The 20,138-nt window shown below is 68.8% G+C and carries 18 protein-coding genes; 10 read left to right on the top strand and 8 right to left on the bottom strand.

All coding sequences use genetic code 11. From position 1 onward, the window contains the following. Window positions 1–14: 14 nt before the first annotated feature. From dapF to SACMADRAFT_RS18360, 3 genes are read right to left on the bottom strand one after another with little or no spacing between them, the layout of a single operon-like run. Window positions 15–839 carry a diaminopimelate epimerase gene (gene dapF, locus SACMADRAFT_RS18350; protein WP_009155331.1) on the bottom strand — a complete coding sequence of 275 codons (825 nt, stop codon included), beginning with the start codon at window positions 837–839 and terminating at the stop codon, window positions 15–17. A 10-nt stretch (window positions 840–849) separates the two neighbouring features. Then, window positions 850–1,761 carry a tRNA (adenosine(37)-N6)-dimethylallyltransferase MiaA gene (gene miaA / locus SACMADRAFT_RS18355; protein ID WP_009155332.1) on the bottom strand — a complete coding sequence of 304 codons (912 nt, stop codon included), beginning with the start codon at window positions 1,759–1,761 and terminating at the stop codon, window positions 850–852. Continuing rightward, the gene (locus SACMADRAFT_RS18360; RefSeq protein ID WP_009155333.1) at window positions 1,758–2,495 is read right to left on the bottom strand and encodes a class III extradiol ring-cleavage dioxygenase family protein; all 738 of its coding nucleotides are present in this window, start codon (window positions 2,493–2,495) and stop codon (window positions 1,758–1,760) included. The genes miaA and SACMADRAFT_RS18360 overlap by 4 nt, the downstream gene beginning before the upstream one ends. A 181-nt stretch (window positions 2,496–2,676) precedes the next feature. On the opposite strand from SACMADRAFT_RS18360, the gene SACMADRAFT_RS18365 reads away from it, so the two are divergent. Further along, window positions 2,677–3,993 carry a DUF349 domain-containing protein gene (locus SACMADRAFT_RS18365; RefSeq protein ID WP_009155334.1) on the top strand — a complete coding sequence of 439 codons (1,317 nt, stop codon included), beginning with the start codon at window positions 2,677–2,679 and terminating at the stop codon, window positions 3,991–3,993. 13 nt (window positions 3,994–4,006) lie between these two features. Here the strand turns inward: SACMADRAFT_RS18365 and SACMADRAFT_RS18370 are convergent, their stop codons facing one another. Together SACMADRAFT_RS18370 and SACMADRAFT_RS18375 are read right to left on the bottom strand one after the other, a co-directional pair. Next, window positions 4,007–5,041 (bottom strand): acyl-CoA dehydrogenase family protein, encoded by a 1,035-nt coding sequence (locus tag SACMADRAFT_RS18370; RefSeq protein WP_009155335.1) that lies wholly within the window; start codon window positions 5,039–5,041, stop codon window positions 4,007–4,009. Further along, window positions 5,038–6,060 carry a 2-dehydropantoate 2-reductase gene (locus tag SACMADRAFT_RS18375; RefSeq protein ID WP_009155336.1) on the bottom strand — a complete coding sequence of 341 codons (1,023 nt, stop codon included), beginning with the start codon at window positions 6,058–6,060 and terminating at the stop codon, window positions 5,038–5,040. Before SACMADRAFT_RS18375 ends, SACMADRAFT_RS18370 begins: the two co-directional genes overlap by 4 nt. Before the next feature lie 183 nt (window positions 6,061–6,243). On the opposite strand from SACMADRAFT_RS18375, the gene SACMADRAFT_RS30475 reads away from it, so the two are divergent. The 7 genes from SACMADRAFT_RS30475 (at window position 6,244) to SACMADRAFT_RS18410 (ending at window position 15,105) form a co-directional block, all read left to right on the top strand. Then, window positions 6,244–6,597, top strand: coding sequence for a DUF6457 domain-containing protein (locus tag SACMADRAFT_RS30475; RefSeq protein ID WP_009155337.1), 354 nt, complete (start codon window positions 6,244–6,246; stop codon window positions 6,595–6,597). A 104-nt stretch (window positions 6,598–6,701) separates the two neighbouring features. Next, on the top strand, window positions 6,702–8,441 hold the full coding sequence (locus SACMADRAFT_RS18385) for a thiamine pyrophosphate-binding protein (RefSeq protein WP_009155338.1): 1,740 nt from the start codon (window positions 6,702–6,704) through the stop codon (window positions 8,439–8,441). Between the two features lie 49 nt (window positions 8,442–8,490). Beyond that, the gene (gene frc, locus SACMADRAFT_RS18390) at window positions 8,491–9,684 is read left to right on the top strand and encodes a formyl-CoA transferase (protein WP_232285429.1); all 1,194 of its coding nucleotides are present in this window, start codon (window positions 8,491–8,493) and stop codon (window positions 9,682–9,684) included. A gap of 3 nt (window positions 9,685–9,687) precedes the next feature. Continuing rightward, a complete protein-coding gene (locus SACMADRAFT_RS18395; protein ID WP_009155340.1) occupies window positions 9,688–11,829 on the top strand; it encodes an acetate--CoA ligase family protein in 2,142 nt (713 codons plus the stop codon). A 102-nt stretch (window positions 11,830–11,931) separates the two neighbouring features. Then, the gene (locus SACMADRAFT_RS18400) at window positions 11,932–13,437 is read left to right on the top strand and encodes an Nramp family divalent metal transporter (protein WP_009155341.1); all 1,506 of its coding nucleotides are present in this window, start codon (window positions 11,932–11,934) and stop codon (window positions 13,435–13,437) included. 1 nt (window position 13,438) lies between these two features. Then, on the top strand, window positions 13,439–13,987 hold the full coding sequence (locus tag SACMADRAFT_RS18405; RefSeq protein WP_009155342.1) for a hypothetical protein: 549 nt from the start codon (window positions 13,439–13,441) through the stop codon (window positions 13,985–13,987). Window positions 13,988–14,094: 107 nt separating this feature from the next. Beyond that, the gene (locus SACMADRAFT_RS18410; RefSeq protein ID WP_040925762.1) at window positions 14,095–15,105 is read left to right on the top strand and encodes a TerC family protein; all 1,011 of its coding nucleotides are present in this window, start codon (window positions 14,095–14,097) and stop codon (window positions 15,103–15,105) included. A 48-nt stretch (window positions 15,106–15,153) separates the two neighbouring features. Here SACMADRAFT_RS18410 and SACMADRAFT_RS18415 read toward each other — a convergent pair whose 3' ends face one another. Together SACMADRAFT_RS18415 and SACMADRAFT_RS18420 are read right to left on the bottom strand one after the other, a co-directional pair. Beyond that, entirely contained in the window at window positions 15,154–15,342 is a 189-nt protein-coding gene (locus SACMADRAFT_RS18415) for a hypothetical protein (RefSeq protein WP_009155344.1), read from the bottom strand. 89 nt (window positions 15,343–15,431) lie between these two features. Next, on the bottom strand, window positions 15,432–16,178 hold the full coding sequence (locus SACMADRAFT_RS18420; protein ID WP_009155345.1) for a GntR family transcriptional regulator: 747 nt from the start codon (window positions 16,176–16,178) through the stop codon (window positions 15,432–15,434). A gap of 274 nt (window positions 16,179–16,452) precedes the next feature. On the opposite strand from SACMADRAFT_RS18420, the gene sucC reads away from it, so the two are divergent. Together sucC and sucD are read left to right on the top strand one after the other, a co-directional pair. Then, window positions 16,453–17,622 (top strand): ADP-forming succinate--CoA ligase subunit beta, encoded by a 1,170-nt coding sequence (sucC, locus tag SACMADRAFT_RS18425; protein ID WP_009152469.1) that lies wholly within the window; start codon window positions 16,453–16,455, stop codon window positions 17,620–17,622. A gap of 8 nt (window positions 17,623–17,630) precedes the next feature. Further along, window positions 17,631–18,521, top strand: coding sequence for a succinate--CoA ligase subunit alpha (gene sucD / locus SACMADRAFT_RS18430; protein WP_009155346.1), 891 nt, complete (start codon window positions 17,631–17,633; stop codon window positions 18,519–18,521). A gap of 143 nt (window positions 18,522–18,664) precedes the next feature. Here the strand turns inward: sucD and SACMADRAFT_RS18435 are convergent, their stop codons facing one another. Further along, complete coding sequence (locus SACMADRAFT_RS18435) at window positions 18,665–20,035, bottom strand: MFS transporter (RefSeq protein WP_009155347.1); 1,371 nt, start codon at window positions 20,033–20,035, stop codon at window positions 18,665–18,667. Window positions 20,036–20,138: the final 103 nt, after the last annotated feature.

Raw genomic sequence — 20,138 nt, forward strand, 5'->3', positions numbered from 1 at the left:
GGACTCGCGGGGGTTCAGGGGAGGTTGTTCCACCACGACTCGTCCAGTTCACCTCTGGCGACGAACACCGCGGGCCCGGTCAGCGTGGAGTCGCCGCGGTCGACGGTCACCTTCACCGTCCCTCCTGGGACGTCCACAGTGGATGATCCGGTGTCGGTACCGGCGAGATGCAGGGTCGCCGCGACGGCGGCCACCGTGCCGGTGCCGCACGATCGGGTCTCACCCACGCCGCGCTCGTGAACCCGCATCCGCAGCGCGTGGTCGCCGACGACGTTGACGAACTCCAGGTTCACCCCTTCAGGGAAGAGGTCGTGGTCGTAGCGCGGCTGGTCGCGCAGTTCCAGCCCGGACACGTCGTCGTCCATCGTGGACACCAGGTGCGGGTTGCCGACGTCCACCGCAACGCCGGACAGTTCCCGGCCCCCCACGATCGCGACCGATGTCCCCGTGATCCTGGCCGCTCCCATGTGGACCGTGACGGTACGGTCGGGATTCACCCGCACGGCGCGGTCGCCGGCGCGGCTGCCGATCACGAACTCCGGACCTCGCTCGAGTCCGTTCTCCACCAGGTACCTGGCGAACACCCGCACCCCGTTGCCACACATCTCGGCGAGCGAGCCGTCGGCGTTGCGGTAGTCCATGAACCACTCGGCGGCGGATTCGATTCCCAGCGCGGCGCAGCGCACGACCCGCAGCACACCGTCGGCGCCGATACCACGCTGCCGGTCGCACAGGGCCGCCACCCGCTCGCGGGTCAGGTCCAACACGCCGGCCGCGTCGGGCAGCAGCACGAAGTCGTTCTGCGTGCCGTGGCCCTTCAGGAACTCGATTCCACCCATGCGAACAAGATTACGGGGCGAGCGCGCGGAGCACGCGGTCGGCCAGCGCGGGGTCGGCACCGTCGAACCAGCTGATGCGGTCGTCCCTGCGAAACCAGGACCGTTGCCTGCGAACGAACCGCCGGGTCGCCACCACGGTCCGCGCCGCGGCCTGCTCGAAGTCGCCGTCGGTGTCGAGCGCGTGGAGCACCTGCTGGTAGCCGAGTGCGCGCGAGGCCGTCCTGCCCTCGCGCAACCCCATGGCCTCCAACTCGCGCACCTCGTCCACCAGCCCGGCGGAGAACATGCGCGACACCCGCAGCTCCACCCTCTCGTCGAGTTCGGCCACGGCGCGGTCGACACCGATCAGCGCCGTGCCGTAGCGGGGCGTTCCCGGTGCGGGCAGGTTGGCCGAGAACGGCTGCCCGGTGAGCTCGATGACCTCCAGCGCCCGCACGATGCGGCGGGTGTTGGACGGCAGGATCGCCTCGGCGGCGGCGGGATCGGCCTCGGCGAGCCGCCGGTACAACGACTCCGTGCCGTACTTTCGTGCCTGCTCCTCCAGTTCGGCACGCACCGCGGGATCGGTGCCGGGAAAACGCAGGTCGTCGACCACGGCCTGGACGTACAGCCCCGAGCCGCCGACCAGCACCGGGACGACTCCCCTGGCGAGCAACTCCTCCACGCGCGCGCGGGCGTCGCGCTGGTAGGCCGCCACCGACGCCGCCTGCCTCACCTCCAGCACGTCGAGCAGGTGGTGGGGCACTCCTCTGCGCTCCTGGGCCGTCGCCTTGGCGGTGCCGATGTCCATACCGCGGTACAGCTGCATGGCGTCGGCGTTGACGACCTCACCGCCGAGCGCCAGCGCCAGCTCCACCCCGAGTGCGGTCTTACCGGTGGCGGTGGGCCCGACCACGGCGACCGGGGAAACGGACACGCTCACGGGCACTCCCACGTCGCGACGTGGTAGGCGACCCCGAACGGGGCCTCGGAGTAGAGCAACCGCGCCCGCCAGCCGGACGCGCGGGTGCCCGCCTCGGCGAACCCGGCCAGTACCTGCCAGGCCGCACGGCCCTGCGCCTGCAACTCGGCCGCCAAGACCGGGTCCAGTTCCAGCAACGCGCGGACGTCGGCGGCTGCGAGCGCCGCACCGACCGTCGCGTCGAAGGCGGCCGCGCGCTCGTCGGGCCAGCCGGGTGGAGCCGAGGAATGCCGGGTGGAGCCGTCGCCGAGCACGAGCAGCCCGACCTCGGCATCCGCCGCCGCGGCCGAGCTCGCCGCGATGCGCCTTCCCACCGCGACGCAGTCGGCCACCGTCGCGTCGGCGGGAACCAGCTCGACCCGCACCGACTCCGCACCCGCCCGCTCCCGCAGCCAGCCCGCCACCAGCGCGGGCAGCGGGAGTTCGGTGCCGGTGCCGGTGCCGCATCCGTCGCGGGAGGACAGCGCGACCGGCACGTCGACCCCGAAACCGGCGAAGGTGCCACACGAAGCCGGTCCGATGGTCGAGAATCGCTGCGCCACGCCAACCGCGATCCAGCTCCGGGCCGCCCGCGCCAGACCACGCGCGGCGTCCAGGCAGGCGTCGCGAACAGGCGCGGTCGATTCGACCGCTCCCGGTACCAGTTCCGGCACCAGGAGGGGAGGATGGGGTACCACGGCGATACGCGTGATCACGCGTTCCGAGGTTACCCGGCGCGCCGAAGGAGGTACGTAGTGAGGCACAGTAAGGCACCGAGTACCCACAAGCGCGCTGACCTGTTTGAATGCGGCCTTGACCCCGAACACGCAGCACCCGGCCCCGCCACGGCGGGGCGCCCGCGACGCGAGCGGGCCGACAGTCGAGAAGGAGCCGGCCATGGCCGAGCAGAACACCCCGAACGGCACCGACGTCCCGGCGCCGCACCAGGTGCGCACCACAACAGGCGGGCCGCAGGCACCCGCCGTGCCGGTCGCGGAGGCCGACCCGTCGCGCTGGGGGCGCATCGACGACGACGGCACCGTCTACGTACGCACGGCCGACGGTGAGCGCGCGGTCGGCGTGTGGCAGGCAGGTTCGGCCGAGGAGGGCCTGCTGCACTTTGCCCGCCGGTTCGACGATCTGCGTACCGAGGTGGAGCTGCTGCAGACCCGGCTGACCTCCGGGACGGGCGACCCCAAGCAGGCCGTGTCGAGCGCGACGCAGCTGCGCGAGCGCCTCTCCGACGCGGCCGTGGTGGGCGATGTCGAGGCACTGCGCGGCCGTATCGAACACGTCATCGGTCACGCCGAGCAGGCACTGGCCGCGGCCAAGCAGGAGCGCGAGCAGGCGAGGGCGGCGGCCGTCGCCCGCAAGCAGGCGCTGGTGGAGGAGGCCGAGCAGATCGCGGCCGAGTCGACACAGTGGAAGGCCGCGGGCGACCGGCTGCGGTCGATCCTCGACGAATGGAAAACCGTCAAGGGAGTCGACCGCAAGACCGACGACGAGCTGTGGAAGCGGTTCTCCAAGGCGCGTGAGTCGTTCAACCGGCGACGTGGCTCCCACTTCGCCGAGCTGGACAAGCAGCGCGCCACCGCGAAACGGCGCAAGGAGGAGCTGATCGCCGAGGCGGAGTCGATGACCGACTCCACCGACTGGGGACCCACCGCCGCCAGGTACAAGGAACTGATGGCCGAGTGGAAGGCGGCGGGCCGCGCGCCGAAGGAGGCCGACGACGCACTGTGGCAGCGCTTCCGCGCGGCGCAGGACGCGTTCTTCGCGCGCAGGTCCGCGGCCTTCTCCGAACGGGACGCCGAGTTCGCCGAGAACGCGGCGCGCAAGGAGGAGTTGCTCGCCGAGGCCGAGAAGATCGATCCCTCGACCAATCTGGACGCGGCCAAGACGCAGCTGCGCAGGGTTCAGGAACGCTGGGACGAGATCGGCAAGGTGCCACGGGACCGCATCCGCGAGCTCGACGGGCGGCTCAAGGCGGTGCAGGACCGGGTACGGGCGGCGGAGGACAGCCGGTGGCGGCGCACCGACCCGGAGGCACAGGCACGGGCCGCGCAGTTCCGCGAGCGCGTCGAGCAGTTCGAGGCGCAGGCGGCCAAGGCGCGCGCCGCCGGTGACGAGCGGCGCGCGAAGCGGGCGCAGGAGCAGGCGGCGCAGTGGCGCGAATGGTTGGAGGCCGCGGAGCGGGCTGTCGCCGACCGGTGACCACGCGTGAGCGTCAGTCCCCGTACAGGTCGGACCCGAGCTGCTCCAGCGCCGTGTCCGGCGTCGGCGGGACGGCGTAGGCGGCCCTGGCGTCGCGGAACTGACGCTCGACCTCCGCCATGCCGCGGGGTGCCGCCGACTGGCACACCTTCATGGCCGAGTCGGTCACCCCGACGGCGGTCCGGGTGGCCGCCGCCCGCAGCGCGAGCAGCCGCTGCCTGTCCCGCGCGCCGCCTCGCTCGGCGTAGGCGGCCTCGATGAACATGCCCCGCACCGAGTCCGCCAGCACGGTCATCCGCGCCAGTTCCGACAGCACGGCGGGAGCCGGTCCCGCACCTTTCACGGCTCGCGCCGTCGCGGTGATCGCGCTGTCCATGATGCCGAGGCTGACGGCCGCGCCGAGCACGGTGAACCAGGGGAAGGCGACGTCGTGCACGGTTTCGGTCGCGCGCGTGGTGAGCAGGTTGTCGCGTGGCACGGTGACAGGGTCGGCGAGCAGCGCGGTGGCGGACGTGCCGCGCAGGCCGATGAGCTCGGCTCGTTCCGCGACGAACAGGCCGGGGGCGGTCGAAGGCACCAGGTACAGCCGTTCGGCGACCGACCACACGAGGCTGTCGGCCTCCCCCGCCGCGACCACCCAGGGCGCCTGGCCGTAGAGGTCGACGACGTGCCCGCGCCCGATCGCCTCGCCGGGCAGCGTGCCCAGCGGGTTCATGACGCAACCGAGCAGGTGCGCTCCGCCCGCGACCTCCCGCAGCAGCCGCGCGGGGCCGTGCTCGACCAGCACGGCCACCGCGGTGAGGTGAGCTTGCAGCACCGTCCCCGTCGACGCGCACGAGGCCGCCACCCTGGACACGATGTCGGCGGCCTCGCGCAGCGTGCGGCCCCCGCCGCCGAGGGCACGGGGGACGGTGCAGCCGAGGGCCCCCGCGCCGGCCAGGGCTGCCAGGCCGGCGCGGGGAAACCTCGCTCGCTTGTCGACTTCGCGCGCCGCCGGGGCGACGACGTCGTCGATCGCCCTGGCCAGCGCGTCGCAACCGCCGGTCATGTCCGGGCGGCGACGCCCGCGGCCTGACCCGCCCCGGGGGGTGCGGAGGCCGCCGTGGTGGACGTGTTGAGCAGGTCCGCGAGCGCGTTCACCACCCGAAGCGTCGGCACGGCCACACCGGCGAGGTCGGCGAGTTCGACGACGGCGGTGAGGATCGCGTCCAGCTCCAGCGGCTTGCCCTTCTCCAGGTCCTGCAGCGTGGACGTCTTGTGCTCGCCGGTGCGCTCGGCTCCGGCGAGCCTGCGCTCGATCGAGACGTCGGTGTGCACCCCGAGGGCGGCGGCGACGTCGAGGGTCTCCCGCATCATCTCCACCACCAGCTGCCGCGTCCCGTCGTGTCTGCAGATGCCCGCCATCGTGGCCCTGGACAGAGCGCTGATGGGGTTGAACGCGACGTTGCCCATGAGCTTGATCCAGATGTCCTTGCGCAGGTCCGGCTCGACCGGGCACTTCAGCCCGCCCGCGACCATGGCCTCGGAGAATTCCCTGCAGCGGTCGGACAGCGTTCCGTCGGGTTCTCCGATGGACAGCCGGGTGCCCTCCAGGTGCCTGATCTCGCCGGGAGCGGCGATCTCGGTGGCGGCGTAGACGACGCAACCGATGGCACGCCGTGGTGGCAGCACGGCGCTGACCGACCCGCCGGGATCGACGCTTTCGATTCGCTTCCCCTGGTGGGGGCCCGGCAGGCCGTGGAAGTACCACCACGGGATGCCGTTCTGCGCCGCGATCACGGAGGTGTGCTCGGCGAGCATCGGTTCGAGCAGCGGCCCGGCGCCCGCGTACTGGTTGGCCTTCAGCCCGAGGAAGACGTGATCGACGGGTCCCACCTCGGCCGGATCGTCCGTGGCGTGCGGGTGGGCGGTGAAATCGCCGCGCGGGCTGTACACGCGGACTCCGGATTCACGCATCGCGCGCAGGTGGTCTCCGCGGGCGATCAGGTGGACCTCGGCTCCGGCACGGTGGAGGCTGGCGCCGACATATGCGCCGATGGCGCCGGCACCGAGAACTGCAACCTTCAAAGTCGACTCCGTTCTTGGCGTTATCTTGCGTCAGCTCGATCTGCGTAGGAAAAGCAGGAGTGCCCGCGGAGAACTGGGGAGACGGATCGCGTCTACGGAAAAACTCGACTTGCCAGCCGAGTTGTATGCAGTATACGGTATGTGGCGCTCGGGTCAACGGTTGGACGCCGGGAGGTGCGGCACATGGACGGACTACGCGAATGGACTTCCGCGCTGTGCTCGAATCTCGGCCTCGACGCGAGCGGAGTCAATAGTGCTGACGGTGTCAATGCGGGCCAGAACCCGGTGGCCACGGCCGGCGCAGCCAAAACATCCGGCGTAGCCGACATAGCGGACACAGCGAACATGGACACCGCCGACCGCGAACTCATCGTCGATCTGGCGAGGTGCGCGGGCAGGACCGTCGCCGAGCAAGCCGGCCCGATCACGGCCTACCTCGTCGGAGTGGCGGTCGGGCGGGGCCTCAGCCCAGCCGAGGCCGTCGCGCGGCTCGACGAATTGACCTTGAACTGGCCCCGGATCGACTGGCGCGACTGAACCCGGAACCGAGTCTGGACAACGCGTTGCTCGGGGTACACGATAACTCCATATGGTATGCAGTATGCGGTAGCCAGCAGTTCTTGAAGGAGATGACGACGCACATGGGGCAGATGGCCAAAACGGAGCCGGAAAGCGCCACCCAGCCGAACGAGCAGCGGGCCGCGGGCGGCGACCCTGAGCTCATCTCCGGGGGACATTTGGTCGCGAAGGCGCTCAAGGCAGAAGGTGTCGACGTGATCTTCACCCTCTGCGGAGGTCACATCATCGACATCTACGACGGTTGCGTCGACGAGGGCATCGACGTGATCGACGTACGCCACGAGCAGGTCGCCGCGCACGCGGCGGACGGCTACGCCCGGATCACCGGCAAACCCGGCTGCGCCGTGGTCACCGCGGGGCCGGGAACCACCGACGCCGTCACCGGTGTCGCCAACGCGCTACGGGCGGAGAGCCCGATGCTGCTCATCGGCGGGCAGGGCGCGCTCGGCCAGCACAAGATGGGCTCGTTGCAGGACCTGCCGCACGTCGACATGATGACCCCGATCACCAAGTTCGCGGCCACCGTCCCCGCCACCGAGCGGGCGGCCGACCTGGTGTCCATGGCGTTTCGCGAGTGCTACCACGGCGCGCCCGGCCCGTCGTTCCTGGAGATTCCGCGCGACGTACTCGACGCCAAGGTGCCGCTGGAGCGGGCGCGCATCCCACGACCCGGCGGTTACCGGGCCTCGACCCGCAGCGCGGGCGACCCCGAGGCCATCGAGAAGCTCGCCGACCTGATCACGCACTCGGAGAAGCCCTGCGTACTGCTCGGCAGCCAGGTATGGACGTGCAGGGCGACCGACTCCGCCATCGAGTTCGTCCGCACCCTCAACGTGCCCGCGTTCATGAACGGCTCCGGCCGCGGCACGCTGCCGCCCAAGGACCCGCACCACCTGCAACTGGCACGGCGCTACGCCTTCTCCAACGCCGACCTCATCATCATCGTCGGCACCCCGTTCGACTTCCGGATGGGCTACGGCAAGCGGCTGTCCTCCGACGCCACCGTGGTGCAGATCGACCTCGACTACCGCACCGTGGGCAAGAACCGCGACATCGACCTCGGCATCGTCGGCGACGCGGGGCTGGTGCTGTCCGCGGTGACGCAGGCGGCCTCCGGCCGTGTCGACAACGGTGCCGCCAACCGCAAGGCGTGGCTGGAAGAGCTGCGCGCCGTGGAGACGCAGGCGTACGAGAAGCGGCTGCCGAGGCAACTGTCCGACGCCAGCCCCATCGACCCCTACCGGCTGGTGCACGAGATCAACGAGTTCCTGACCCCGAACTCCATCTACATCGGCGACGGCGGCGACATCGTCACCTTCTCCGGCCAGGTGGTGCAGCCGAAGTCCCCCGGCAACTGGATGGACCCCGGGCCGCTCGGCACGCTCGGCGTCGGTGTGCCGTTCGTCCTCGCGGCCAAGTACGCGCGGCCCGACGCCGAGGTCGTTGCCCTGTTCGGTGACGGCGCCTTCAGCCTCACCGGCTGGGACTTCGAGACGCTCGTGCGCTTCAACCTGCCGTTCATCGGCATCATCGGCAACAACTCGTCGATGAACCAGATCCGCTACGGGCAGATCCAGAAGTACGGCGAGGGCCGCGGCCGCGTGGGCAACACCCTCGGCGACGTCCGCTACGGCGAGTTCGCCCGGATGCTCGGCGGCTACGGCGAGGAGGTCACCGAGCCCGGCCAGATCCGGCCCGCGCTGGAACGGGCGCGCGAATCGGGCAAGCCCTCGCTGATCAACGTGTGGGTCGACCCCGAGGTGTACGCGCCGGGGACGATGAACCAGACCATGTACAAGTGAAAGGGCTTGCACCATGGCGAAAGCTCTCGAGGGTGTTCGCGTTCTCGACATGACACACGTCCAATCCGGACCTTCGGCCACCCAGATTCTCGCGTGGCTCGGCGCGGACGTGGTCAAGCTGGAGGCACCCACCGGTGACATCACCCGCAGGCAGCTACGTGACCTGCCCGATGTGGACAGTCTCTATTTCACGATGCTGAACTGCAACAAGCGCAGCATCACGCTCAACATGAAGTCCGACGAGGGCAAGCGGATCTTCACCGAGATGCTTCCCCGGTTCGACGTCCTCGCCGAGAACTTCGGTCCTGGCGCCATCGACAGGATGGGCTTCGACTGGCCGCGGCTGCAGGAGATCAACCCGCGGCTGATCTACGCCTCGATCAAGGGCTTCGGCGAGGGCCCCTACACCCACTACAAGGCCTACGAGGTGGTCGCTCAGGCCATGGGTGGCTCGATGAGCACCACCGGCTTCGAGGACGGTCCGCCGTTGGCGACCGGTGCCCAGATCGGGGACTCCGGGACGGGCATCCACACCGTCGCGGGCATCCTCGCCGCCCTGTACCAGCGGGAGCACACCGGCAGGGGGCAGCGGGTCACCGTGGCGATGCAGCACGCGGTGCTGAACCTGTGCCGGGTGAAACTGCGCGACCAACAGCGGCTGGCCCACGGCCCGCTGGCCGAGTACCCCAACGAGGAGTTCGGCGACACCGTCCCCCGCTCCGGCAATGCCTCGGGCGGCGGGCAGCCCGGCTGGGCGGTGAAGTGCGCACCCGGCGGGCCGAACGACTACATCTACGTGATCGTCCAGCCGGTCGGCTGGAAGCCGATCACGCAGTTGATCGGCAGGCCGGAGCTCGCCGACGACCCGGAGTGGGCCACCCCGGAGGCGAGGCTCGACAAGCTCGACAAGATGTTCCAGCTGATCGAGGAGTGGACCGTCAACCACCGCAAGTGGGACGTGCTCGCCAAACTCAACGAGCACAACATTCCCTGCGGCCCTGTGCTGTCCACAAAGGAAATCATCGAGGACTCCTCGCTGGCCGACAACGACATGGTCGTGCCGGTGGACCATCCCGAACGCGGGCAGTTCAAGACGGTCGGCTGCCCCATCAAGCTGTCCGACTCCTCCGTCGACGTCGAGCGATCCCCACTGCTCGGCGAGCACAACCAGGAGATCTACATGTCCGAACTGGGTCTGGACGAGACCCGGTTCGCCGAGCTCAAGGCGAATGGAGTGATCTGAGGAATGCAGACCCCGGACAAGGCAGCCGTCCGCGAGGTCCTCGACGAGGTGCGGGCACAGGGCAGGGATTCCCTGACCGCACCCGAGGGCAAGCGGGTCGCCGACGCCTACGGCATTCCCACCCCACGCGAGGGGCTCGCCACCACCGCCGACGAGGCAGCCGCGCTCGCCGAGGAGATCGGCACGGCAGTCGTTTGCAAGATCGTTTCACCGGACATCCTGCACAAGACGGAGGCGGGCGGCGTCATCGTCGGCGTCGAGGGACCCGCCGCCGCCAGGGAGGCCTTCGACAAGATCGTCGCCAACGCCAAGGCGTACGACGCCTCCGCCACCATCACCGGCGTGCAGGTGCAGCAGTTGGTCGGCGGCGGGCACGAGGTCATCGTCGGCGCCACGACCGACCCCACGTTCGGCAAGATCGTCGCGTTCGGACTCGGCGGCGTGCTCGTCGAGGTGCTCAAGGACGTGACGTTCCGGCTCGCGCCCCTCGACGCCGAACAGGCCCGCTCCATGGTGACCGGCATCAAGGCCGCCGAGGTGCTGCGTGGGGCACGCGGAGCCGAGCCGGCCGACATCGACGCGCTGGCCGATGTGATCCAGCGGGTTTCCGCGCTGGTCACCGACTTCCCCGAGATCCGCGAGTTCGACCTCAACCCGGTGTTCGCCGCAGCGGACGGGGCCTGCGCGGCCGACATCCGCATCCTCGTGGAGACCGGCGAGGTCACCGAGCCGTTCCGCCCGTCGCAGGAGGAGATCCTCGGCGCGATGAACCGGCTGATGAACCCGCGCTCCATCGCCGTCGTCGGTGCCTCCGACCAGGAGGGCAAGATCGGCAACTCGGTGATGAAGAACCTGGTCAACGGCGGCTACGCGGGCGAGATCTACCCGATCAACCCGAAGGCGGAGGAGATCCTCGGGCACAAGGCCTACGCCTCGGTCAGCGACATCCCCGGCGAGGTGGACGTCGCGGTGTTCGCCATCCCGGCCAAGTTCGTGCCCGGCTCACTCACCGAATGCGGCGAGAAGGGCGTCCCGGCCGCGGTCATGATCCCCTCCGGGTTCGCCGAGACCGGCAACCACGAACTGCAGGACGAGGTCGTCGAGATCGCCCACCGCTACAACATCCGCATGTTGGGCCCCAACATCTACGGCTACTACTACACGCCCAACAACCTGTGCGCCACGTTCTGCACCCCCTACGACGTCAAGGGCGGTGTCGCGCTCACCTCGCAAAGCGGCGGCATCGGCATGGCGATCCTGGGCTTCGCGCGAACCACCAAGATGGGCGTGTCCGCGATCGTCGGGCTCGGCAACAAGTCCGACGTCGACGAGGACGACCTGCTCACCTACTTCGAGCAGGACGACAACACCCAGGCCGTCGCCATGCACCTGGAGGACCTCAAGGACGGCCGCGCCTTCGTCGAGACCGCCAAGCGGATGACCCGGAAGAAGCCGGTGGTCGTGCTCAAGGCGGGCCGCACCGCGCTGGGTGCCCGCGCCGCGAGCTCGCACACCGGCGCGCTGGCAGGCGACGACAAGGTCTACGACGACATCCTGCGGCAGGCGGGTGTGGTGCGCGCTCCCGGGCTGAACGAGATGCTCGATTACGCCAGGGGCCTTCCGCTGCTGCCCACCCCGCAGGGCGAGAACGTCGTCATCATCACCGGCGCCGGTGGCTCGGGCGTGCTGCTGTCCGACGCCTGCGTCGAAGCGGGGCTCTCGCTGATGGACATCCCGCCGGATCTGGACGAGGCTTTCCGCCGCTACATCCCACCGTTCGGCGCGGCGGGAAACCCGATCGACATCACCGGCGGTGAGCCGCCGTCGACCTACGAGGCGACGATCCGGCTCGGATTGGAGGATCCGCGCATCCACGCTCTGATCCTCGGCTACTGGCACACGATCGTGACGCCACCGATGGTGTTCGCCGAACTGACCGCACGCGTCGTGGAGGAGGCGAGGGCAAAGGGCATCGACAAGCCGGTAGTGGCGTCGTTGGCAGGCGACACCGAGGTCGAGAAAGCCAGCGACTACCTGTTCGATCACCGCATCGTCGCCTACCCGTACACCACCGAGCGACCTGTCGCGGTGCTCGGTGCGAAGTACCGGTGGGCGAGGGCAGCCGGCCTGCTCGGCGCCCCGTAGCAGGCTGTGGGTGTCCGGCGACGTCCTCTCTCGCCGGGCACCCACAGCCGACCACACCGCAAGTCAGCAGGGGGCAGCCACATCGCAAAAACTGGAGGTCCAATGGTGGATTCTTCGAAAGTACCCGCCTCGGGCGCCGGAGAGACCGGCATCGAGGCGGGCGGAGATGAACGGGTGTGGCGAGCCGGTCGGCTCGATCCCATGCCGATTCGCAAGCTGCCCGACGCCCCGCCGGCTATCCATCTGCTCGGCCCGACGGTCTTCCTCGTCGCGCTCGGCGTCGGTATGGGCGAGTCCTACATGTGGCCGAGGCTGGTGCTCGTCTTCGGCCCGGAGATCAGGTGGCTGTTCCTGATCGGCGTCACGCTTCAGGCGATAGTGATGCTGGAGATGGCCCGGTACGCCATGGCCACCGGCGAGAGCATTTTCACCGGCGCCGCGAGGGTGTTCAAACCACTGATGTGGTTCTTCTTCGCGACGGCGATACTCGTGTACATCTGGCCCGGCCACCTTTCGGCAGGCGCTGCCGCGTTCGAGGAGATAACAGGAATACCCTGGCTCGTGACAGCGTGCATCGCACTGGTGCTCGTCGGAGTCATCTTCACGCTGGCACGGGTCATCTACAACCTGCTGGAGAACGTGCTGTCGTTCCTCATCGGCGTTCTGGTGATCGGCACAGCGATCATCGCGTCGATCGTGGGCAGCTGGGACGACCTGGCGAGCACGATCACCGGGATGTTCGCGTTCGGCTACTTCCCAACGGAGGCGTTGTCGGGCTCGTGGTTCCCGATCGTGGTCGGCTCGATCGCCTTCGCGGGCCCTTCCGGCATGCAGCAGATGTGGTACACGCTGCACCTGCGTGACAGCGGGGCAGGCATGGGATCGCACATCCCCCAGATCCGCGGGCTGCGGCACGCGGGCGAGGAGGAGAAGATCCCCGCGCACGGCTACATGTTCGACACCAGCGACCCCGAGGAAATGAAGAAGTGGAAGGGCTGGCGCCGCTGGGTGACCTTCGACGCCCTGCTGCTCTTCTGGGGAATCACGATGCTGGTGACGGTCTCCTTCACCGTGCTCGCCCAGGCCGCGGCCAGGGAGAACCCGAACGTGAAGAGCCTGATCGAGGGCGGAGACCGCGACGCGGCACTGAGCGCGATGTCGGATGCGTTCAGCGCGGCGGGCGGCCCGATTCTCGGCGGGTTGTTCTTCGGCTTCATCGCGCTGATCGGGTTGAACGCCACGCTCGGCCTGTTCGACTCGTTCTCGCGCGGGCAGGCGGACATGACGTACTTCTTCGTGCCCGGTGCCCGGAAGTTCAAGATGGCGCACCTGTACGCCGCGTTCCTGTGGGGCGTGATCATCTTCGGCATCCTCATCCTGCTGTTCGGGCCTGCCGACGGCCCCAGCGGCGTGCTCGACATCCTCGCGTTCCTGTCCACCTTCGCGATGGGCGCCTACTGCGTGGTGTTGCTGCTGGTGAACAACAAGATGTTGCCGAAACCGATCCGTCCGAAGTGGTGGACCAACGCGATCATCGGGTTCGGTGCGGTGTTCTACCTCGGCATGCTGTTCTACAGCCTGCTGCGGTTCGGCGTGGTCGTGAGCTGACATGGACACGACCCGCCTGCTCCGGATCGGCGAACTCGCCTTCCCCGGGTTCGTCGTGGGCTTCATCGCCGGCGTGGTCGCCGGCGGGCTGGCCGGCATTGTCGGCCAGCCCGTCGGCTGGGCCCTGGTGAGCACCCTCTCGCTCGGTGTCCCGCTCGGCCTGCTCGGCGCCGGGTACGGCCTGCTCGCCGCGTATCGCAAGGTCCGGATCGGGGCGTTCGCGCCGATGGCGCTGTACTGGCTCATCGCGTTCCCGATCGCCAGGCTGCTGCACGAGATGCTCACCTGGTTGCTGTTGACGGGCCACGCGAGGTTGCCGGAGGACCCGCTCGGTTTCCTCGCCTACCAGGCACTGGTGAGCGCCGGTTTCGCGATCGGCTTCCTGTGGCTGCACGAGCGGCTCGCACCGCGCTGGTGGCGAAAGGTGGCCGACCGCAACACCGACGCGGCGCTCGTCTACCGTGCCTATGCCGAACATGCCAAGCAGGTCTACCAGGCCCGCGAGGCACGCAGGGCCAACCGCGACCGAAGCCGAGCCACGCAACGCTGACCATCGCCACCCTCGGCCATCGGTGGCCGTTCGGTGGCCACTCGACGCGCGACGCCGCCTGAGTGGCCACCGAAGGGTCGCTGACTCCTGCTCAGATTGGGGCGACGTTGAACCTTCCCGTATGGGTCTGGCTGGTGACCATCGCCGGCCTGACCGCCATCATCTGCTTCGACTTCTACCTCGTCTCGCGCAATCCCCGGCACCCGTCGCTGCGTGAGTGCACGATCTGGGTCTGCTGCTACGTCTCACTCGCCGCGCTGTTCGGCGTCGTGGTGCTCCTGGCGGCAGGTCCGCAGTACGGTGGCGAGTTCTTCGCGGGTTGGATCACCGAGTACTCGCTTTCCGTCGACAACCTGTTCGTGTTCGTCATCATCATGACCAGCTTCGCGGTGCCACGGGAGTACCGGCAGAAGGTGCTGCTGATCGGCATCGTGATCGCACTGCTGATGCGAGGCGCCTTCATCGCCGTCGGCGCCGAGGCGATCTCCAGGTTCGACTGGCTGTTCTACGTCTTCGGCGCGTTCCTGCTCTACACGGCCTGGAAGCTGCTGGCGCATTCCGACGACGAGGACGACGAGTTCAAGGAGAACGCCGTCCTGCGGTTGGCCAAGCGGTTCCTTCCCGCGACCGACACCTACGACGGCGCGGCGATGACCACCCGGGTCGACGGCCGCAGGATGGTCACACCCATGCTGATCGTGATGATCGCGATCGGCACGACCGACCTGCTGTTCGCACTGGACTCCATTCCCGCGATCTTCGGTCTCACCAAGGAGCCCTACCTGGTGTTCACCGCGAACGCCTTCGCGCTGATGGGTCTGCGCCAGCTGTTCTTCCTGATCGGCGGCCTGCTCGACCGGCTGGTGTATCTCAGCACCGGACTGGCCGTCGTGCTCGGCTTCATCGGGCTGAAGCTGATCTCGGAAACACTGCACCATCACGGGGTGCCGTGGGCGCCTGAGGTACCCATCCTGGCCTCTCTCGCAGTCATCCTCGGCACCCTCGCGATCACCACGGTCGCCAGCCTCGTCAAGGTCCGCAGGGATCGATCCCGTGAGCTCGCCGCGGAACTCGACGAGCCGGACACCTCGGATACGGCCACGGCCCAGGCCGACTGAGAGCCCGGGCTGACTGAGAAGCTGACGCCGTTGGCAGCTTCACAGCAGTCAGGACCGGGTCGTGCTGCGGTCGTGCTCGGTGGCACGCCGCCGCAGGAAGTCCTCGACCTCCGCGGTGGCCTGCTGCCGGGCCTTGTCCTGTGCGGTGGCCAGGCCGAGGCCCAGCCTGCGGCCGTCGGCGTTGAGCCCGACCGGCTCACGCGTCAGTGCCCGCACGAACTTGCTCCAGGTGCGCATCACTAATTCACCTCCTTCGAGTTGGCGTCGTCGATCACACGGTCACCGCGAATTCGCGGTACCGCTGGTCCGGTGTGGGAAGCGCGCTGTCAGACGCGGGGCGCCGAGCGCCGCCGGCGCGAGCGCACCTGCGCCGGCCGCACCTCGGGCTCGGGGTTGTCCTCACGCTGCTCGAGGTAGGACTGCCGGGTGCGCTCGGTGTGCTCGCGCATGATGCGGGCGGCGAGCTCGGCGTCCTTGTTCTCGATCGCGTCGATCAGCCTGGCGTGCTCCTGCCAGGACTGGCTGCCCCTGTGCCTCGCGATGGGCGTGTAGTACCACCGCACCCGTCGGTCCACCTGCGCCACGAAGTCCAGCAGCACCTGGTTGCCGGACAGCTCCGTGACGCGGCGGTGCAGCTCGGCGTTGGCGGCCACCATCGCGTCGATGTCGTCGGCCTCCACGGCGGTCTCACCCTGCTGGCAGATCTTGCGCAGCGCCGCGACGCCTTCCGGTTCGGCGTGCAGCGCGGCCAGCCGGGCCGATTCCGACTCCAGCGCCGCGCGTACGACGAGCAGCTGGTCCACTTCCGCCTCGGTCGGCGCGTGTACGAACGCCCCGTAGCCCGGCCGCAGGTCCACCCATCCCTCGGAGTTCAGCAGCTGCAGTGCCTCTCGGATGGGCTGCCGTGACACCCCGAGCATCTCGGCGAGCTCGCTTTCCACCAGATGCTGGCCGGGCGCGAGCTGCCGGGAGATGATGAGCTCCTGCATCGCCTGGTAGACCCGCTCGCGCAGTGGCACGGGCCGGTCGATCCGGCGAGCAGTCAGCTGCTGCGGCAACTCGGTCGACGGCATGGTTTACTCCAAAAGTCGGACGGCCATCGTGGCCGGCATGGCCTGTCGCTTACAGCCACGTTTGTCGGCTAATTGGTCGACTGCCTACAGCATACAATGAGCAGAACCCTCCGACCTGGTGATACCTGTCACTACAGGGAGTGACATAGCTCCCAGTCTCCAGTTGTACCAGCGGCCATCGGGTTGACGGCGCGAGCATCCCGTAAACCTGGTGACTGCATACAGAATACTGTATTCTCATGGCGACATTCCCGGACCAGGAAGGGGTGAAGTCGTGGATTTGTATGAGTATCAGGCGAGGGATCTTTTTGCTGCGCATGGTGTTCCGGTGTTGGCGGGGGCTGTGGTGGATGTGGCGGAGGATGCGTTTGGGGTTGCTGAGGGGTTGGGTGGTCGTGTTGTGGTGAAGGCTCAGGTGAAGACGGGGGGTCGGGGTAAGGCTGGTGGGGTGCGGTTGGCTGGGGGTCCGGGTGAGGCGGTGGAGGTTGCTCGGGCGATTTTGGGGTTGGAGATCAGGGGGCATGTGACGCGTCGGGTGTTGGTGGCTGAGGCGTCGGAGATTGCGGAGGAGTATTACTTTTCGTTTTTGGTGGATCGGGCGAATCGGACGTTTTTGGCGATGGCGTCGGCTGAGGGTGGGGTGGAGATCGAGCAGTTGGCGGTGGAGCGTCCGGAGGCGTTGGTGCGGGTGGCGGTGGATCCGTTGGTGGGGGTGGATCTGGGTACGGCGCGGGAGATCGTGGCCGAGGCCGGGTTCCCGGAGGCGGTGCGTGAGCGGGCGGCCGAGGTGGTGGTGGCGTTGTGGGAGACGTTCGTGGCCGAGGACGCCATGCTGGTGGAGGTCAACCCGCTGGTGCGGGACCCGCACGATGGGATCGTCGCGTTGGACGGGAAGGTGACGTTGGACGATAACGCCGCGTTCCGCCACCCCGGGCATGCCGAGTTGGTCGATGCCGAGGCCGAGGATCCGTTGGAGGCCAAGGCCAAGGCCAAGGACTTGAACTATGTCAAGCTGGACGGGCAGGTCGGCATCATTGGTAACGGGGCGGGGTTGGTGATGTCCACGCTGGATGTGGTGGCCTACGCCGGGCAGCGCCACGGTGGGGTGGCGCCGGCGAACTTCCTCGACATCGGGGGTGGCGCCTCGGCGGAGGTGATGGCGGCCGGGTTGGACGTCATCCTGGGCGACCCGGATGTGAACAGTGTGTTCGTCAACGTGTTCGGCGGGATCACCGCGTGTGATGCGGTGGCCACCGGGATCGTGGAGGCGCTGGGCATGCTCGGGGCGGAGGCGTCCAAGCCGCTGGTGGTGCGGTTGGACGGCAACAACGTCGAGCAGGGGCGCCGCATCCTGGAGCAGGCGGCGCACCCGTTGGTGACGCTGGTGGACACGATGGATGCCGCGGCCGACAAGGCCGCGGAGCTGGCCGCGGCAGGGGCGTGAGGGTAGCGATGTCGATTTTCCTGAACACCGATTCCAAGATCATCGTGCAGGGTTTGACCGGGGCCGAGGGCACCAAGCACGCCACGAAGATGCTGGCGGCGGGGTCGGCCATCGTGGGCGGGGTCAACGCCCGCAAGGCCGGGCAGCAGGTCCGCATCGGCGGCACCGAGTTGACCGTGTACGGCACCGTGGCGCAGGCGATGGCCGAGACCGGGGCGAACGTGTCGGTGGTGTTCGTGCCGCCCCGTTTCGCCAAGGACGCCGTGCTGGAGGCCATCGACGCCGGGATCGGCCTGGTCGTGGTCATCACCGAGGGCATCCCCGTGCACGACACCGCCGTGATGTGGGCCCACGCCTGCGCCACCGGCAACAAAACCCGCATCATCGGACCCAACTGCCCCGGCATCATCTCCCCCGGACAGTCCAACGCCGGCATCATCCCCGCCGACATCACCGGGCCCGGCCGTATCGGACTGGTGTCCAAATCCGGCACCCTCACCTACCAGATGATGTACGAACTACGCGACATCGGGTTCTCCACCTGCATCGGCATCGGCGGCGACCCCATCATCGGCACCACCCACATCGACGCCCTCCAAGCCTTCCAGGACGACCCCGACACCGACCTCATCGTCATGATCGGCGAAATCGGCGGCGACGCCGAAGAACGCGCAGCCGACTACATCCGCAACCACATCACCAAACCCGTCATCGGCTACGTCGCAGGCTTCACCGCCCCCGAAGGCAAAACCATGGGCCACGCAGGCGCCATCATCTCCGGCTCCACAGGCACCGCCCACGCCAAACAACAAGCCCTCGAAACCGCAGGAGTCAAAGTCGGCAAAACACCCACCGAAACCGCCGAACACGCACGAAAGGCCATCATGACCGGCGGTTGAGTACGTGACCGAGACGGTCCGGTTCGGACAGAGGTCACCGGATTGTTTCGGTGCAGGCGAGGGCGCGAAGAGTTCTGGCCGGTCGATCCGCTGGATCGACCGGCCAGAACCTTGTCAACGGCAAGCGGTGGCCACGAGCGGGTCTAGCGCGACAGCAGCGGTCGCGCGACCCCCGGCAGCAGCAGCCTCGGACGCCCGGGCTGGCGCAGCACGCGGACCAGCCCGGCACCGGCGAGTCCGAGCACAGTGGCGCCGAGGAAGGCGCCCAGATAACCGTCAGCGGCCACGACGTGTCCGGCCAGCGCCACTCCGATGAGCCCGCCGACCGCCTTGGCCCCGTAGAACAAGCCGAAGTTCGGCAAACCGGGCCGCTCCCCGAAGTGACCCTCCACCAGTCCGGGCAGCAACCCGTAGCAGGCACCCGCCGCCGCACCCGACAGCGCGGCCCCCGCGAAGAACAGCGTGGCAAGGCCGTGCAGCCCACCGGTCAACAGCAGTACCTGGGCGGCGGCGCCCGTGTAGAGCGCGGCGCGCACCACGTTGCGCCGCCCGAACCGGTCACCGGCCCAGCCCTCGGCCGTCCTCGTCACTCCGCTGGCCGCTGCCAGTACGGCCAGCGCGGCCGCGCCGACGGCGGGACTCCAGCCACTGGCTGTCGCGAACACCGCGACGTAGGCGATGTCGAACAGGATCACCGCCGCCGCGCACGTCACCGCCAGGTAGAGCAGGCCGGACTCGCGGCAGCGGACCATCTCCCCTGCCGAGTAGCACCGGATCGCGGGCCGGTTGCGCCGAAGCCCCGGGTTGACCGTCTTGTCCAGCGCCCACGCACGCGGGTCGACGTGCGCGGGCCACCACCGCTTCGGCGGGTCGCGCAGGATCATGGCGGCGGCACCGACCAGCACGACCACCGCGGCGCCAGCCAGCCACAGGAAGGTCCGCGTGGAACCGGTCCCGGCGAACCTGCCCGCCAACAGCACGAACGGGATCGAGCCGTAGGCGAAGGCGCCGCTGACGAACGCCGTGCGCGCCGGGCGCTCCGGGTACCACTTGGCGACCACGCCGAGACAGGTGCCGTAGATGAGTCCGGCGCCGATGCCGCCGAGCACGCCGTGGTTGAGCAGCACCACCAGCACGCTGCTCGACCCGCCGAGCGTGATGAGCCCGGCGGCGCACAACGCCGCACCGGTCAACATCGTGGCGGCCGGGGCGAGCCCCAACCTGCCCCGCGCCCTGGCGGCCGGATACACGCTGCCGCTCTGGCACAGGATCCACACGGCCAGCACCCACGCGCTCTGCTGCAGGCTCCAGCCGTGGGTGTCGCCCAGTACGGGCATCAGCGCTCCGTAGCCGTACTGACCCGCGCTGGCCACCAGCATCGCGGCCCACGCCGCCCACAGCATCCACGCCCTTGACCGACCGAGCAGTTCACGGTCCGTCTCACCGACCCGGTACCGGCGACCGTAGAAGTCACGGATCTCTTTGACCGGGGAAGTACCAGCCGATCGCGACATTGATCCACCCCATTTTGCATACTGTATGTCGTAGCCAGTATGCCTGCTGGGCACTGTGATGTCGATAACATATTTCGGCTTCGCCCGGCCACCCCTGCTATCT

This window comes from Saccharomonospora marina XMU15, assembly GCF_000244955.1.
In the GTDB taxonomy this organism is placed as follows: Bacteria; Actinomycetota; Actinomycetes; order Mycobacteriales; family Pseudonocardiaceae; genus Saccharomonospora_A; species Saccharomonospora_A marina.

Excerpts from the sequence above, each read along its gene's own strand:
- SACMADRAFT_RS18370 (WP_009155335.1), bottom strand. The coding sequence starts at position 5,041 with ATGACCGGCGGTTGCGACGCGCTGGCCAGGGCGATCGACGACGTCGTC.
- SACMADRAFT_RS18385 (WP_009155338.1), top strand. The coding sequence starts at position 6,702 with ATGGGGCAGATGGCCAAAACGGAGCCGGAAAGCGCCACCCAGCCGAAC.
- dapF (WP_009155331.1), bottom strand. The coding sequence starts at position 839 with ATGGGTGGAATCGAGTTCCTGAAGGGCCACGGCACGCAGAACGACTTC.
- SACMADRAFT_RS18400 (WP_009155341.1), top strand. The coding sequence starts at position 11,932 with ATGGTGGATTCTTCGAAAGTACCCGCCTCGGGCGCCGGAGAGACCGGC.
- SACMADRAFT_RS18395 (WP_009155340.1), top strand. The coding sequence starts at position 9,688 with ATGCAGACCCCGGACAAGGCAGCCGTCCGCGAGGTCCTCGACGAGGTG.
- SACMADRAFT_RS30475 (WP_009155337.1), top strand. The coding sequence starts at position 6,244 with ATGGACGGACTACGCGAATGGACTTCCGCGCTGTGCTCGAATCTCGGC.
- SACMADRAFT_RS18435 (WP_009155347.1), bottom strand. The coding sequence starts at position 20,035 with ATGTCGCGATCGGCTGGTACTTCCCCGGTCAAAGAGATCCGTGACTTC.
- frc (WP_232285429.1), top strand. The coding sequence starts at position 8,491 with ATGACACACGTCCAATCCGGACCTTCGGCCACCCAGATTCTCGCGTGG.
- sucD (WP_009155346.1), top strand. The coding sequence starts at position 17,631 with ATGTCGATTTTCCTGAACACCGATTCCAAGATCATCGTGCAGGGTTTG.
- SACMADRAFT_RS18405 (WP_009155342.1), top strand. The coding sequence starts at position 13,439 with ATGGACACGACCCGCCTGCTCCGGATCGGCGAACTCGCCTTCCCCGGG.
- SACMADRAFT_RS18420 (WP_009155345.1), bottom strand. The coding sequence starts at position 16,178 with ATGCCGTCGACCGAGTTGCCGCAGCAGCTGACTGCTCGCCGGATCGAC.
- SACMADRAFT_RS18415 (WP_009155344.1), bottom strand. The coding sequence starts at position 15,342 with ATGCGCACCTGGAGCAAGTTCGTGCGGGCACTGACGCGTGAGCCGGTC.
- SACMADRAFT_RS18365 (WP_009155334.1), top strand. The coding sequence starts at position 2,677 with ATGGCCGAGCAGAACACCCCGAACGGCACCGACGTCCCGGCGCCGCAC.